Source organism: Bacillus sp. D7-8 (genome assembly GCF_052055895.1).
GTDB lineage: Bacteria > Bacillota > Bacilli > Bacillales > Bacillaceae > Bacillus > Bacillus velezensis.
On the sequence record NZ_CP179922.1, the window covers coordinates 1,332,051 to 1,347,650 of the forward strand.

At 43.9% G+C, this 15,600-nt stretch carries 13 protein-coding genes and 2 pseudogenes; 8 read left to right on the forward strand and 7 right to left on the reverse strand.

All coding sequences use genetic code 11. The features are described 5' to 3' along the window. Window positions 1-25: 25 nt before the first annotated feature. A complete protein-coding gene (locus ACKTRM_RS07000; RefSeq protein ID WP_012117431.1) occupies window positions 26-811 on the reverse strand; it encodes a CAP domain-containing protein in 786 nt (261 codons plus the stop codon). Window positions 812-1,146: 335 nt separating this feature from the next. Here ACKTRM_RS07000 and ACKTRM_RS07005 point away from each other — a divergent pair, with 335 nt between their 5' ends. Both ACKTRM_RS07005 and ACKTRM_RS07010 read left to right on the forward strand, forming a co-directional pair. Further along, window positions 1,147-3,279, forward strand: a complete 2,133-nt coding sequence (locus tag ACKTRM_RS07005; protein ID WP_012117432.1) for a peptidoglycan D,D-transpeptidase FtsI family protein — start codon at window positions 1,147-1,149, stop codon at window positions 3,277-3,279. A 177-nt stretch (window positions 3,280-3,456) separates the two neighbouring features. Beyond that, window positions 3,457-5,277, forward strand: a complete 1,821-nt coding sequence (locus ACKTRM_RS07010) for a PAS domain-containing protein (protein WP_023356869.1) — start codon at window positions 3,457-3,459, stop codon at window positions 5,275-5,277. Here the strand turns inward: ACKTRM_RS07010 and ACKTRM_RS07015 are convergent. Beyond that, window positions 5,258-6,471 (reverse strand): annotated as a pseudogene (locus ACKTRM_RS07015) (aminotransferase A). The gene ACKTRM_RS07010 and the pseudogene ACKTRM_RS07015 sit on opposite strands and share 20 nt — an antisense overlap. Window positions 6,472-6,671: 200 nt before the next feature. Beyond that, the gene (locus tag ACKTRM_RS07020) at window positions 6,672-6,833 is read right to left on the reverse strand and encodes a hypothetical protein (protein WP_007409608.1); all 162 of its coding nucleotides are present in this window, start codon (window positions 6,831-6,833) and stop codon (window positions 6,672-6,674) included. 188 nt (window positions 6,834-7,021) lie between these two features. Between ACKTRM_RS07020 and cheV the strand changes: the two genes are divergently transcribed. After that, on the forward strand, window positions 7,022-7,933 hold the full coding sequence (cheV, locus tag ACKTRM_RS07025; protein ID WP_012117435.1) for a chemotaxis protein CheV: 912 nt from the start codon (window positions 7,022-7,024) through the stop codon (window positions 7,931-7,933). A gap of 43 nt (window positions 7,934-7,976) precedes the next feature. Here cheV and ACKTRM_RS07030 read toward each other — a convergent pair whose 3' ends face one another. The 4 genes from ACKTRM_RS07030 to ACKTRM_RS07045 all read right to left on the reverse strand — a co-directional run bounded on the left by ACKTRM_RS07030 (window position 7,977) and on the right by ACKTRM_RS07045 (window position 11,364). Then, complete coding sequence (locus ACKTRM_RS07030) at window positions 7,977-8,441, reverse strand: YkyB family protein (protein WP_003154622.1); 465 nt, start codon at window positions 8,439-8,441, stop codon at window positions 7,977-7,979. A gap of 122 nt (window positions 8,442-8,563) precedes the next feature. Next, the gene (locus ACKTRM_RS07035) at window positions 8,564-9,856 is read right to left on the reverse strand and encodes an MFS transporter (protein WP_012117436.1); all 1,293 of its coding nucleotides are present in this window, start codon (window positions 9,854-9,856) and stop codon (window positions 8,564-8,566) included. A 75-nt stretch (window positions 9,857-9,931) separates the two neighbouring features. After that, window positions 9,932-10,426, reverse strand: coding sequence for a L,D-transpeptidase family protein (locus ACKTRM_RS07040; protein ID WP_088462390.1), 495 nt, complete (start codon window positions 10,424-10,426; stop codon window positions 9,932-9,934). 74 nt (window positions 10,427-10,500) lie between these two features. Beyond that, entirely contained in the window at window positions 10,501-11,364 is an 864-nt protein-coding gene (locus ACKTRM_RS07045) for a metallophosphoesterase (RefSeq protein WP_023356871.1), read from the reverse strand. Window positions 11,365-11,508: 144 nt separating this feature from the next. Here ACKTRM_RS07045 and fadH point away from each other — a divergent pair, with 144 nt between their 5' ends. From fadH to ACKTRM_RS07070, 5 genes and pseudogenes are all read left to right on the forward strand, one after another. Further along, on the forward strand, window positions 11,509-12,273 hold the full coding sequence (gene fadH / locus ACKTRM_RS07050) for a 2,4-dienoyl-CoA reductase (RefSeq protein WP_003154618.1): 765 nt from the start codon (window positions 11,509-11,511) through the stop codon (window positions 12,271-12,273). A gap of 164 nt (window positions 12,274-12,437) precedes the next feature. After that, a pseudogene (locus ACKTRM_RS07055) lies at window positions 12,438-12,887 on the forward strand (hypothetical protein). Window positions 12,888-13,028: 141 nt separating this feature from the next. Continuing rightward, complete coding sequence (locus tag ACKTRM_RS07060; protein WP_007409615.1) at window positions 13,029-14,249, forward strand: EAL domain-containing protein; 1,221 nt, start codon at window positions 13,029-13,031, stop codon at window positions 14,247-14,249. 444 nt (window positions 14,250-14,693) lie between these two features. Next, window positions 14,694-14,933, forward strand: a complete 240-nt coding sequence (locus tag ACKTRM_RS07065; RefSeq protein WP_003154613.1) for a YkuJ family protein — start codon at window positions 14,694-14,696, stop codon at window positions 14,931-14,933. A gap of 122 nt (window positions 14,934-15,055) precedes the next feature. Next, window positions 15,056-15,574 carry a ribonuclease H-like YkuK family protein gene (locus tag ACKTRM_RS07070; protein ID WP_012117439.1) on the forward strand — a complete coding sequence of 173 codons (519 nt, stop codon included), beginning with the start codon at window positions 15,056-15,058 and terminating at the stop codon, window positions 15,572-15,574. Window positions 15,575-15,600 lie beyond the last annotated feature (26 nt).

A 15,600-nucleotide genomic window follows, 5' to 3' on the forward strand; every position in this document is an offset into this window, starting at 1 on the left:
CCGCAGGGGCAATCTTTTTTATTATTTATTTTCCGATAAATTGCTGTGTCCAGATGTTTCCTGATTCTACGTAACCGACACCGATTTGAGTGAACTCAGGATTCATGATGTTCTTTCTGTGGCCTTCACTGTTCATCCAAGCTTTAACGACAGCTTCAGGAGTCGGCTGTCCTTTGGCGATATTTTCACCAGCAGTTTTATAAGTGATTCCGAAAGACTTCATCATATCGAAAGGTGAGCCGTAAGTAGGGCTTTGGTGATCGAAATAGTTTTTGTCTTTCATATCTTGTGATTTTGCGTGAGCGGATTTGCTTAGTTTATCATCAATCTGCAGAGGTTTTAAACCTTGCTTTTGTCTCTCTGCATTTGTCAATTCAACGACTTTCTTTTCGTACGCACTGACAGAAGAAGGAGTTTTCTCGCTGCTGTTGTTTGTGTTATCTGTCTGCTTTGCATTGTCAGCAGCCTGGTTTTGCTGGTTTTGATCGGCTTTCGGTTTTTCAGCAGCTGCCGGAGCCGTTTTTGCCGGTGTTTCTTTTTGAACGTCTTTAACTATCATATCAGAATGCTTTGCGTGTTTTTGCAGCAGCTGAGTCAGTTCTTTCTCATTTTTAACGTTCAGCTGTTTCACGCTCGTTCTCATATGTAGTTTTTCAACAGCCTCTTGAAGAGTCAGATGCTGTACAGTGTTTCCTTTTTTTACGGTAACGACGTGCTGGCATGACAGCTCTTTGGCAGATGCCTGCTGAATGCCTCCGAATGTAATCAAACTGACTGCCGCAGCAGCAGATAAGAGAAATGCTTTTTTCATAGTTAATAGCCTCCCAGAGAAGTTTTTTTCTACATGAAAAATCTTATCACAGCTTTTTTGTCATAATGCAGGCAGCCATTTCCTTTGACAACAAACGTTTGTCATAATTGTAATTGAGCACAGAAAAATGGCTTTATATCAGGAAAAACGATCTGTATTATTTTTTAAAATCCGTTACATCACTTCAAACTATTTGAAGTGTTAGATATATTTTAAGATAATTTGATCTTGACAGTTTTTTTTACCCGTTTTCGCTGTAACAACTTTTACAAAAATGTTACAATTAAAATCTGTTTATGTAAATATATTCAATGATTTGAGAGGTGTAACAGAAAGTGGCTGAAGTCGCGCGCGAACCAAAGAAAAAAACGAAACGTTACAGAGCGCTGAGAATGAATCTCTATTTTTTAGTTGTTTTCCTTCTCTTTACGGCACTGATTTTTAAACTCGGCATCGTCCAGATTGTCGAAGGGGATAAACACCGCCAGGATGCGGAGAAGGCAAATGCAAAAACCGCCTATTATCCGACACCGCGGGGAAAAATGTATGACAAGCGGAACAGAGTGGCGGTTGATAACCAGGCCGTGCCTGAAATTGTATACGTTTCTACCTCAAAAACCTCGGCAAAGGACAAATTGAAAACGGCAAAAAATCTTGCCGCACTGATTCATATTGATACTGAATTTATGAAGGATCGAAATATCATTGATTACTGGCTTGCCGCACATCCGAAGAAGGCGGAAAAGCTTATGAAGGATTCAGAAAACAGCCTGAAATCCCAAGAAGTATACAAACGCCAGATTGAACGCGTTCCGAAGCAGGAGATTGACGCGATCAAAAAAAATAAAAAAGAGCTGGAAATCGCGGCGATTTATACGCGTTTTTCAAGCGGCAACGCCTATCAGCCGCAAGTCGTCAAATCAATGGACCCGAATAAGCTGAACGGAAACGGAAACAGCGGTTCACTGCTTGACGAGCATGAAAACAACAAGCAAAAACCAAAAAGCGACCTGACATATGAAGAAGTTTCCGTCGTATCCGAGCACCTGAAAGAGCTCCCCGGCATTGACGTGATCAATGACTGGACGCGGAAATATCCATACGACAAAACGCTGTACTCTCTGTTCGGCGGTGTGACGACACCGGAACAGGGATTGTTGGGCGAACGGAAAGATTATTATGTCACAAGAGGCTACTCACTGAATGACCGGGTGGGTAAAAGCTACATTGAATATCAGTATGAAGACTATTTAAACGCACATAAAGAAAAAGTAGAGTATGTGGAAAACAGCAAAGGTGAGGTCGTCAGCCAAAAGCCCGTCGATGAAGGCAGCAGAGGCTACGATCTGCAGCTCTCGCTCGATATGGAATTACAGTCGAAAGTTGAAAAAGTCATTGAAAAAGAGCTGAGAAGAAGCCGCGCCGCAGGCAACTTTATGGTTGACAGAGGATTTGCCGTCATGATGGACCCGAACAACGGGGATATTCTCTCAATGGCGGGGAAACGCATCGATCTCGAAACAAATAAAACACAGGATTTTGCGATCGGAGCATTTACGACCCAATATGAGATGGGCTCTTCTGTTAAAGGAGCGACTGTTCTTGCGGGTTACCAAAGCGGCCTCCCGCATTATAAAACGTTTGTCGATGCACCGCTTAAGTTTAAAGACGGCACGGAAAAGCACTCGTGGACACAAATGGGGACCATTACTGAGCTGACCGCGCTGCAAAGAAGTTCAAACATATATATGTTTCATGTGGCCATGCATATAGCGGGCATTACCTACGTTCCGCACGGCATGCTGCCGGCCGGATTAGACGATATTAAAAAAATGCGCAACTATTACGCCCAATTTGGCTTGGGTGTGAAGACCGGGATTGATCTTCCGCAGGAATCAGCGGGCATGCAGTCAAATCCGCAAATGGTCGGGGGATTACTGCTTGACTTTGCGATCGGACAGTTTGATACGTATACGCCGCTTCAAATGGCTCAATATATTTCAGCCATCGCAAACGGCGGGTATCGCGTCCAGCCGCGGATCGTCACAAGCATTCATGAACCGGACAGCAAAAACAAGATTGGAAAAGCGATTGAACAGCGAGATATTAAAATTTTGAACAAAGTAAATAACAGCCCGAGCGATTTTGACCAAGTTCATAAAGGAATGAAGTTGGTCACAAGCTCACCTCAAGGAACGGCTTATTCAACATTCCAAGGTTCCGGCGCTGATGTTTCCGGAAAAACGGGAACCGCGCAGACGCACTATTATGGCACGAACAAAAACTGGTGGGGGCAAGAGACGTATAACCTGACCTTTGTCGGCTATTATCCGTCAGAACATCCACGAGTGGCATTCAGCGTCGTCGTTCCGTCTGTTCGAGATGATAAAGATCATATCAGTAAAAACATTGCCAAGGGAGCAGTTGACGCTTACAAAGAGCTTGAAAAGAAATACAATAAAAAATAACAAATGAAAGGGCGGCCGAACATCTCGTGCGCCCTTTCTTTCATTCAGGAAAATTGACGTTCACAATAAGAATAGAAGGAGAATGCTTATTTTTTAGCGAATCAATCTAGTGGAATTTCTTTTTATATCAGTCCGTGTCCAGCCTGCAGTGCGAGTATAATGCAAAGGAGGGATTCTGTGGAACAGGATACTCAGCATGTCAAACAGTTTCAATCGAAAACCGATCTTCATGCCGTTTTGACGTCTAACGGGCGTATTATGTATATTTCTGCAAACTGCAAATCGTACTTCAGTTATTCTCAGGAAGAGATGATCGGGTCATTTCTCAAAACGTTCCTGCATGAAGAAGATCAATTTTTGGTTGAAAGTTACTTCTATAATGAGCATCATTTGATGCCTTGCACCTTTCGTCTTATTAAAAAAGATCATACCATCGTATGGCTTGAAGCGGGTGTGGAAATTGTCACACCGCAAATGGAGGGGACGGATCGGGAAATCATCCTCAAAATCAAGGTGCTTGAGGAGAAGACGCCCCGCCGGCCTTATATGTATGAACAAAAGAAGCAAAAGGCAGAACAACAGTCGGAAGATGCGGCTGGAAACGGCGAATTCGAGCGTCTTGTCGAAATGCTGCCGAATCCTTTATATGTCAGCATCAACGGCACAATCGCCTACGCCAACAACGCGATGCTTGCCATGCTGGGAGCCGACAGCAAAGACGAGGTAATCGGCAGGCGCTCTTATGAGTTTATTGAAGAAGAGTATCACGACATTGTGAAAAACCGAATTGTGCGGATGCAAAAAGGAATGGAAGTCGGAATGATCGAACAGACGTGGAGAAGGCTCGACGGCACGCCCGTTCATTTAGAAGTAAAGGCGGCACCGACGACATATAAAAATCAGCGGGCGGAATTGCTGCTTCTGATTGATATTTCTTCACGGAAAAAATTCCAAACGATTCTGCAAAAAAGCAGAGAGCGTTATCAGCTCCTCATTCAGAATTCAATTGACACGATCGCCGTGATTCACAATGATAAATGGGTATTCATGAATGAGTCGGGTATTTCGCTGTTTGAGGCTGAAACATATGAAGATTTAATCGGGAAAAACGTCTATGATCAGCTTCATCCCTGTGATCATGACGGCGTGAAACAGCGGATCCAAAATATTATCAACCGAAAGACCGAGTCAGAAATTATTAAGCAATCGTGGTTTACCTTTAAAAACCGGCTGATCTACACGGAAATGGTCTGCATTCCGACGACGTTTTTCGGAGAAACGGCCGTGCAGGTCATTCTGCGTGATATTTCTGAGCGGAAGCAGACGGAGGAATTAATGCTGAAGTCGGAAAAGCTGTCTATCGCAGGGCAGCTGGCGGCGGGAATCGCTCACGAAATCCGCAATCCGCTGACGGCGATCAAAGGATTTTTACAGCTCATGAAGCCGACGATGGAGGAAAACGAACATTACTTTGAAATTGTGTTTTCTGAACTGAGCAGAATCGAATTGATTTTAAGTGAGCTTTTAATGCTTGCCAAACCTCAGCAAAACGCCGTGAAAGAGCGTGTAAACTTAAAGAAAATTATAAGTGAAGTGACCGCTCTTTTAGAGACGCAGGCAAATCTTAAAGGGATTTTTATCAAAACGGATTACGAACATGACAGCATGTATATTAACGGTGATCAAAATCAGCTGAAACAGGTGTTTATCAATCTGATTAAAAATGCCGTTGAGTCGATGCCGGATGGGGGAACGGTTCACATCATCATGACAGAAGATGAGTATTCCGTTAATGTGACGGTGAAAGACGAGGGTGACGGGATACCGGAAAACGTGCTGAAACGAATAGGCGAACCGTTTTTGACAACGAAAGAAAAAGGAACCGGCCTGGGGCTGATGGTCACATTCAACCTTATTAAAAACCACCAGGGAGCTATCCAAGTAGACAGCAAACCGGATAGAGGCACGGCCTTTCATATTACATTCCCGAAACAATAAAAAACAACGGCGTTATGCCGTTGTTTAAATAGTCTGCATGGATTCTCTCGTTTTTAAAATAAATGCTTCCAGCCGGTCCAAGCCTTCTCTCAATGTATTCAGTGAATATGCGAATGACAGCCTCACATACCCTTCACCCAACTTTGAAAACGAGCTGCCGGGCACAAGAGCCACACCTGCATCCTCTAAAAGAGCCATACTAAAATCAAACGATGACATTCCGAATGACTTAATGGAAGGGAAGATATAAAATGCGCCTGACGGCTTTACGACGTCAAGCCCCATTGAAACAAGACGGTCATATACATAGTCAAGCCGCTTTTTATACTGTTCTCTCATAATAAGCGCATCATCAACACCGTTTGTCACCGCTTCAAGAGCCGCTTTCTGAGAGATTGAAGACGCGCATGTCACACTGTATTGGTGAACTTTTAAGATGTGCTTGGCAATTTCTTTCGGTGCGAAAATGAAACCGATTCTCCAGCCCGTCATGCTGTGTGATTTTGACAGGCCGTTGATGACGATCGTCTGGTCTCTCAAATAAGACGCGATCGAATAATGCGGTCTGTCATAGGTTAATTCGCTGTAAATCTCATCAGACAGGACAAAAACATTTCTGCCCTTCAGGACGGCTGCGATGTTTTGCAGCTCTTCCTCAGACAATGTCACTCCGGTCGGGTTTGACGGATAAGGAAGAATGACGCATTTTGTTTTTGGTGTCAGCGATTCTTCAATGAGCCGCGCCGTCAGCTTAAATCCGTGTGTCGTCGTATCCACATGGACCGGAACGGCACCCGACATGCGGATGATCGGTTCGTAGCCCGGATATATCGGTCCGGGGAGAATAACTTCATCGCCCGGAGATAAAATCGTCCGCAAAGACGCGTCAATCGCTTGGCTTGCCCCGGTTGTGACGATGATTTCAGTTTCAGCTTCATAATTCAAATCAGCTTTTTTCTTCATATAAAGCTGTACGGCCTGTCTCAGCTCAAGGCCGCCCGCATTCGGAGTATATGCCGTTGCGTTCTCGTCGATTGCCTTTTTGGCAGCCGCTTTGACATGGTGCGGCGTGAAGAAATCCGGCTGACCGATCGTAAGCGAAATGACATTGTCGTGCTGAGCTACAAGATTTGAGAATTTGCGAATTCCTGAAATTTCAATTTCTTTTACATTCGGATTAAGCAAATGTTCCATAATTCATCACCTTATACTATATATTGAGTTTCTCCTATTTTACCACTAGCTGAGCATTTGTCATCTTTTTATTGAACTATCCCGAGTATATGTCCGATATGTGAAAACATACCTTCTTTCAGAAAAAAATAAGACAACCAGCTGAAATGATTGTCTTCATTGTATCATGATCTATCTATTGTGATATGTGGCGAATGTCATTAATACCCGTATTCAAAGCTGACGTCTTCCCGCCATAAGATGTATGGAGCGGGCTTGTCGGGACGCTCTTTCGCCTCTTTTTTCATTTGCAGGTAAGCCGTTTTGCTGATATCTTCTAACACCGTCATTTGATCTTGGTCGAATATGACTACTGTACCCATTTATTACACCCTTCTTCCTGAAAAATCCTTGACTATTTTACCACTCGATGTCAAAAAGTCAATGGGATATCAGAAAAAAGCATCTTTTTATAAAGAGTTCATGGCCAGTTGGATCGAATACATTCACTTTTTCCGTTTACAGCCGATATATACAGTACAATACTGAATGCGGATAGCGAGGGATTGAATTGTCTTTACAACAATACGATATTTTATTGGATTCAGGCACAAACGAATTAGAAATCGTCAAATTTGAAGTAGGTGTCAATACATTTGGCATAAATGTGATGAAAGTCCGGGAAATCATTCAGCCGGTAGATGTCACATCTGTGCCTCAGTCTCATAAAGACGTAGAAGGGATGATTAAGCTGAGAGGCGAAATTCTTCCCGTCATCAGTCTGTATACCTTTTTCGGCGTTGATGCCGAAGAAGCAAAAGACGATAAATATATCGTAACGGAATTCAACAAGCGGAAAATCGTCTTTCACGTCGGTTCCGTTTCACAAATCCACAGGGTGTCCTGGGAGGCGATTGAAAAGCCGACTTCCCTGAACCAGGGGATGGAGCGGCATTTAACGGGAATCATCAAACTGGAAGACACGATGATCTTTCTGCCTGATTATGAAAAGATCATTTATGATATTGAATCGGCATCCGGAGTTGAGACTTATCATGTCCATCAGGAAGGATTTGATGAAAGACGGGCGGGTAAAAAACTGATCATCGTTGAAGATTCGCCGCTTCTGATGCGTCTTTTGACGGATGAGCTGACTGAGGCGGGGTACAGTGAAATCGTTACGTTTGAAAACGGAAAAGAAGCGTATGATTACGTCGTGGAACTGACGGATAACGGAGCAAACCTGTCAGACCATATTGACATGATTATCAGTGACATTGAAATGCCGAAAATGGACGGGCATCGTTTGACGAAGCTCCTTAAGGATAACCCGCAAAGCTCTGATGTGCCGATTATGATTTTCTCGTCCCTGATTACGGACGACCTGCGCCACCGGGGCGAAGTAGTCGGAGCGGATGAACAGATCAGCAAGCCTGAAATCAGCGAGCTCATTAAAAAAGTGGATACGTACGTGATTGAATAGAAAAAAGCCGATGCATGACGCATCGGCTTTTTTTGCGGCGGAATTAAAAATAACTCTCACCAAGTTTTTTAAATACGGGTTTATGATAAGCGGGCTGCTGCCTGTTGGCGGCAAGCGGTTTTTCCTTTAAGCCCACATATTTTTGCAATACGTTTTTCGCTTTTGTCAAAGACATTTGTGCTTTAGGATTGCGGTACGATTGATTTAACGTACCTAAATGCGGAAGATGCTGGAAGTCTTCTTTTGTTGGAGGCATGTGAAAATAGTAGTCTCCGATAGAGATAAGTACGTCTGACTGCTGTTGGCTAAACCTGGGATTATTTGAAAAGTGAAGCCCTATTTTTTTCCCTTTGCCTTCTTTCACAAGCTTTTGTAATGCCCGTTTTTTCAGCAGATAAAGGTATTTAGGGTTGGGGGCGGTTTTTGCATGGCGGTTCACAGTATAAACAGCTTTTGAAAGATTCTCGATGGTTGGCTGCAGCTCTTTCGAATAAGCGTGGTCGTCCATTATTTCTCTCCTTTGCATTGATCAAGTTCATATATAGATTATACTTTTTTAGCGTTGAAATGCAAATATTGATTATAAAAATACGCCTTTTTCTGATGAAAAGGGCGCATCTTTTTCCTTTATTAGACAGGTTTCGCATGTTTTTCAGAATCAGCCTTTAATGATTGCTGCACATCGATCTCTGCTGTCTCGGCGCTGTATTTCGGAAGAGCGATAAAATAGAACACAAATACCGCTAAAATCACGATTCCCATGCCGTAATAAAGGTAATCAATATTGGTAACGAATTTCGGAAATAACAGGGCGACCAGTCCGAGTGTAATCGATTGGGCAAACATCATAAAAGGATCCTGCCAGCCGCTGACCCGGCCCATTATTTTCGGATGAACGATTTTCGGCATCCAGCCGCCGATGGCGATATTGACAGGGCCGATGCACATGCCGAGGACGAAAGCCGCCGCATAATAAATCCACAGCTTATCCGTATAGCCGAGGACAAAAATGAGCAGTCCGGCTGCCAAAATAGGAATCGACATCAAATGATGCGGTTTGACTTTTTTTGCGATCATCGTTCCGATCACACTTCCTGCAAGCAGGCCGAAGCCGAGTGCGACGGTGAAGATGGAAGTATGTGATTCGTAATGATCAGGCGCAAGTCCGTATTTCATCGTAAACATCGGCAGTACGGCAAAGCCGCCGTTGACAAAACCAAAGATAAAAAAGCCGAAAATAAGGGAAGCAAGCAATTTGTTTTTAACAATATATACGATCCCTTCCTTAAAATCAGCGACCGAGTCTTTCAGAAACGAATCTCCCCATTTAAAAGGGCCGTTCGGCTGACGGGCTTCTTTCGGAATGCGGCACGCGCGGATCAGAAAGCCTGATACAATAAAGCTGACAAAATCAAGGATGATGGCTCCGTGAATACCGATCGTTTTATACATAAACGCGCCTATACCGACGCCGAATACCATGAAGATGCTGAACAGAATCTGGTTAAGTCCCGCCGCTTTCGCGTAATGCTCCTTAGGCAGAATAGCTTGTACAAGGCTGGCTTCCGCCGGGAAAAAGAACTTGGTCACGGCGCTTCTGATGAACAAAATACAGAACACGAGAGGGATGCTCCCGGTGTATAATGCGGCAAACAATACGATCGTCAGTCCGGCTCTGATCCAGTCACAATTCTCTGCGACCTTTTTCCTGTCAAGCCGGTCAGCTGCGACACCGACAATCAGAAATACGAAAACTGTCGGCAGTGAATACATCAGCTCAGCCAGAGTCGTGTATGCCGGCTGGTTTGAAAAATGGTCCAGCAAGTAAAAAGCGAAAGCCATATTACCTACAGTCGTTCCCATTTGAGAAGCGAGTGCTGCGAAAAAGAGACGGACAAAATTGCGATTTTTAAATATATCCATAAACACGCTCCTTACCCTAGAGGTCCCACTGTAATATATTATCATCAGCTCGTTCCATTAACAAATAAGATCTTTCTATCTTATAATAGTCACCCTTGTTCCATTAGGAACGGTAGCGGCAAGTTCAGTGACGTCCTGATTATACATCCGGATGCATCCTTTTGATACCGCTTTGCCGATGGAGGAAGGATTATTTGTTCCGTGAATGCCGTAATGAATTTTAGAGAGGCTGAGCCAATAAGCGCCGAACGGGCCGCCGGGCTTAGGCTGGCGGTTCACGATGTAAAATTCTCCGGTCGGCGTGGTCGTCAATATTTTTCCGACTGCGATGGGGTACGTACGGATGAGCCTGCCAAGGCGGTATAACTCCAGTTTCTTCGCTCCGATATACACGATGATGGAGTAGGGAATGGTGGATGGGTCGGGAAGATTCGGTATGATAATATGCTGTCCCGCGTATATGACCGATTGGATTGAGGGATTTGCCTGAAGGAGAGCAGCAGTGCTTATTCTGAAGTCTTGCGCAATGCTTGAGATGGTTTCTCCTTGTTTCACTTGATATGTCAGCAGTTTCATCACCCTCCTTTTTGCTCTTTTCCATATACATATTACGGAGGGGGTGTTTGTGCATCAGGATAAAAGTCTTATTTTTGCTCGGTTTTCAATGTGAACAGCGTGATTTCCGGTCTGGCTAAAAATCGATACGGCAGTCTTGTCGTACCGAGCCCGCGATTGACGTAAACGGCTGTGTCATGCAGTGTATACATGCCGTCGGTATACGTTTTTCCGTAAGGAGGCGTAATGAGAGGGCCGAAAAACGGGAGCTGGACCTGGCCGCCGTGAGTGTGTCCCGACAGCTGGAGGTTTACGGGATATCCGCCTGTCTTGAGAGCGGCATCAGGCTCGTGGACGATTAAAATGGAAAACGCATCTTCGGAAAGGCGTGACAGGGTGCCTTCATAATCGGGTTTTCCGAGCATTACATCATCCAAAAACGCGAATTCAATCCGGCTTCCGTCTGTCAGCTGCACCTGATGGTAGCCGTTTCGAAACACTTGAAAATCAGCCGCTTCCATCAGAGCCTTGTACGTGTTCGTACCGTAGCCGCCGTGGTCATGGTTTCCGTAAACACAAAGTTTGCCGAAGGGAGCTTCAAGATTTTGCAGCACGGCGAGTGCATGCTGGTGATCATTAAATAAATGCGGCTTATCAATTAAATCTCCCGTAAAGATGAGCAGATCGGGTTTCAGCTGATTGATCTTTTCCGCTGCTTTATTCAAGTCACCGGATGTAAACACATCACTGAGATGCGTATCGCTGAATTGAACGATTTTAAAATTGTCAAAACCGCGGGGGATCAGGCGGCTGGTGATTGTATGCCGGGTGATCTCAATCATGCGCGGTTCAATATACCGGGCATAGCCGTAACCTCCGCAAGCCATTGCGAGAGCTGCACCCAAAATGCCGAATCCTCTTTTTAAAAATGTTCTTCTGGTCATTTTCTCCATATGTAAAACCAACCTTTGTCAGAGTTGTTCTATTATATCATCAGCCTGGCTGAAAAATCCCTTCTCAGCATGTAATGACGCGGATAGACATCTGTGATAAAATTATGAATGATTATTCATTCAATAAAAAGGGGTGGGTTTGTTATGGATAAGAAAGCGGTAATCATTACAGGCGGTTCAAGCGGCATGGGAAAAGCAATGGCGAAAAAACAGGCTGAATTAGGATGGCACGTCATGGTGACAGGGAGGAACCATGAAGCACTTGAGGAAACAAAAAAAGAAATTGAGACCTTTGAGGGACAGGTCGCCTGTTTTCAAATGGATGTCCGTTCTGATTCCGCCGCTTCAGACATGATTACAGAAGCGAAAAAAGTCTTTGGCCGGCTCGATGCGCTGATTAACAATGCGGCCGGCAACTTTATTTGCCCGGCAGAGAAGCTGACGCCCAATGGATGGAAAGCTGTTATTGAGATTGTTTTAAACGGCACATTTTTCTGCAGCCAAGCAGCGGCAAGGCATTGGATCGAGCAGGAGCAGAAGGGCGTCATCTTAAATATGGCCGCTACATACGCATGGGGAGCGGGAGCGGGTGTCGTTCATTCCGCTGCAGCCAAAGCGGGGGTATTGTCACTGACAAGAACGCTGGCCGTTGAATGGGGGAGCAAATACGGCATCCGCACAAACGCGATAGCCCCAGGCCCGATTGAACGGACAGGCGGTGCGGAGAAGCTGTTTGAATCGGAAAAAGCGGTGTCCCGCACTATGAACAGTGTGCCGCTCGGCCGGCTGGGCACACCGGAGGAAATCGCCGCGTTGGCAGCGTTTTTGCTTTCTGATGAAGCGTCCTACATAAACGGGGATTGTATCACAATGGACGGGGGGCAATGGCTGAATCCTTATCCGTTTTAATTTTTCATATATTGATTATTTTGCAAAACAAGCGAACGTTAAAGCCGCCGTTCGCTTGTTTTATTTTCTATTCAAAATTATGATATAATTTTGAAAGATTAAGGGGCGATTAATTGAAGAAATTATGAAAATGGTTCGTTGTACTATTTGTAAGCAGTTTCGTTATCATCTTTAATATTTGGTACTTTATTATTTGTGCTTTTACTCCGGAGTATTATCAAAATACCAATCTTACATCTGATGAAACGAAATTATAAAGCCAGGGAGTATTTGAGTGGGCTCGGAGGCGATACATCGGCTGTATTATATGTGTCTCTGCCAACCAAGCTGGCGGAAAGATTTTATCTGATTATACGTACATGCCAATAAATTATACTGATCATGCCGGTTCAATGTATGGAGTTGACGTTTCCGAGAGTGTTGGCGGGTTAACAACTCTTACATGTGGCACTTTAGAGAAAAAAGGAACTTTCTTTCAGTTGAAACATGATGATGATTGGATATTTAACAGCACTGATTGGAGCCATTATTTTTGGACAGCTGCCGGTTATAATGCTCTTATATTTATCCTTTTATTTGTGATTGCGAAACAAATGAACAACGTCCTTAATTAACCGGTCTGAAGAGTGATCTTAAAAATGTTCCCCTTTTATTTTAAGCTGCTGCCATACTGCCTCCTTTTCCCCTAATCTAAACATTTGTGGTGCTGATATAATTGTGTATAATCAGACAAAGATAGAGAAGCAGGTGATAACATGTTGGACCCACTTGATATACTGACGAATATTGATGATGTCATTCCGTATTACCAAGCGATTTTTAACGCTGAGGAACAAAGAGTCGTAGGCTACGAAGTGCTTGGGCGGATTTTGGCAGATGCGGAGATTGAGAGCCTTGGGCCGTTTTTCTTAGATTCCGGCATTCCGGAAGAATATAAGCTTGAGGTCGATGACAGAGTCATCAGGCAGGCGCTGGAGAGGTTTAAAGAAGCTGATCGTGATCTGTTGATTTTTATCAATCAGGATGCGAATGTATTGATGCTTGACCACGGCGAAAGCTTTCTTGAGCTTTTGAAAGAATACGAAGAGCAGGGCATTGAATTGAACCGTATTGTGCTTGAGATCACCGAGCACAATTTCGAAGGCGACATTGAACAGCTGTACCATATGCTTGCCTACTATCGTACATACGGCATTAAAATCGCGGTGGACAATATAGGTAAGGAGAGCAGCAACCTGGACAGAATCGCGCTCCTTTCACCGGACCTTCTGAAAATAGATTTGCAGGCGCTGAAGGTATCTCAGCCGTCACCATCATATGAGCATGTGCTGTACAGCATTTCATTGCTGGCGAGAAAAATCGGCGCCGCACTGCTGTATGAAGATATAGAAGCTGATTTCCAGCTCCAGTACGCATGGAGAAACGGAGGCCGATTTTTTCAAGGCTATTATCTGCAGGCGCCGAGCGGCGATTTTATAGACCGGAGCCTGTTAAAAGCACGCTTGAAAACGGAGTTTCAGCAATTTATCACGAGAGAAAAAAAGAAGCTGGAAACGGTATATGAACACTCTGAGAATTTTTATAAGCGGGTCAATCAGGCAGTTTCCGAACTGAAGAAAACCCATCAGGCGGACGATGAGTTTATTAAAAAACTGGCGGAAAACCTGACGGACTGCTGTTTCAGAATTTATATGTGTGATGAAGAAGGCTATCAGCTGACGGGAAATGTGTTCAAGCAGTCCGGCGAATGGCTTTATCAGCCTGAATACATGGAGAAAAACTGGAGCTGGCGTCCGTACTTTTTAGAAAACATCATGAAGATGCGGAATTCAAGAAAAGGTTTTTTCAGTGACCTGTACAGTGATATTGAGACAGGTGAGATGATCAGAACCTTTTCATACCCGATGGATGACAATATGTATTTATTTATCGATCTGCCTTACTCTTATTTATATGAACAGGACGGGTTACTTTAAAGCGGCTGGCTGTATGCCGCTTTTTTTGTTCATTTGAAAAAAGTTTTAAAAAACGATTGACAATGATACTGATAATCATTATCATTTGGTTATAGAGAGAAGTTACTCTCTGTTCCCCAACCCCTCTATCAGATCAAGATCCGAAAAAACTTGGCGCTACCCCCGCCAAGTTTTTTTATGCCGTCTGCGCATAAAAAGGCTTCTCCTTACATACATCTGATAATGGCGGCTCAAAAAGCGAAAAATTATTTTTGAAAGGTGTATGACATTCCGAAAAAAGCTTCAAACTATTCGAAAACACGGTTTTCCCGTTTATTTCTTTTTGAAAATCCAGCGGGAAAATGCCATCCCGGTCTACTTTATGGTATGATGCTCTGTAGAACTTGTATTATAATAAATACTTGTTGATTTGAAGTTGTTTTTTGAAAGGAGTCTTTTTTTAGAATGTCACAATTAATGGGTATCATCACGCGGCTGCAAAGTCTGCAAGAAACAGCGGAAGCGGCTAACGAGCCGATGCAGCGTTATTTTGAAGTTAACGGCGAAAAAATTTGCAGTGTTAAATATTTCGAAAAAAATCAAACGTTTGAACTGACGGTTTTCCAAAAAGGTGAAAAACCTAACACATATCCGTTTGATAACATTGACATGATTTCTATTGAAATTTTTGAGCTCCTTCAGTAATTTGATTTGATTTTTCAGGCTGACCAAGCTTCCGGTCTTCCGCAAGCGGAGCTTTATTAAATTATGCAAAGGAACGTGCTTGTTCGTTTGGTTGTAGACTCTGGAAAGAGGAGTGTCCGTACATGGCTGATTCTTTTCTGTTTTATAATCTTTCTGAGGCACAGATGACCTTTCAAGACGTGACGGAGCGGCTGAAACGCTTTGTCAATAAAGACCCCCGTTCAGCATACGTGCTGTCTGTAGGGACTGATTCACAAGTTTACCGCGACTTCACAAAGTTTATTACGGCTATACACTTGCACCGTACAGGCAAGGGAGCTTGGGGCTGTTTGAAAAATCATGATCTTGCAAGACCGATACATAGCCTTCGCGAAAAAATTTCGCTGGAAACCGCGTTCAGCCAGGAGATGGCTGCGCACATCCTCGACGGCCGTCTTATGGAAATGACAGATTTACTCTTGCCTTTTGCGGATGAAGGGGCGGATCTTTCATTTGAAGTGCATCTGGATATCGGTCAAAAAGGACTGACAAAAGAATTGATACAAGAAATGACCGGCCGCATTACCTCGATGGGCATTGAAGCGAAAATCAAGCCCGATTCCTGCACAGCATTCAGTTATGCCAATCGTTACACAAAATAATATTTCATACAGAATCCGCAAAATGT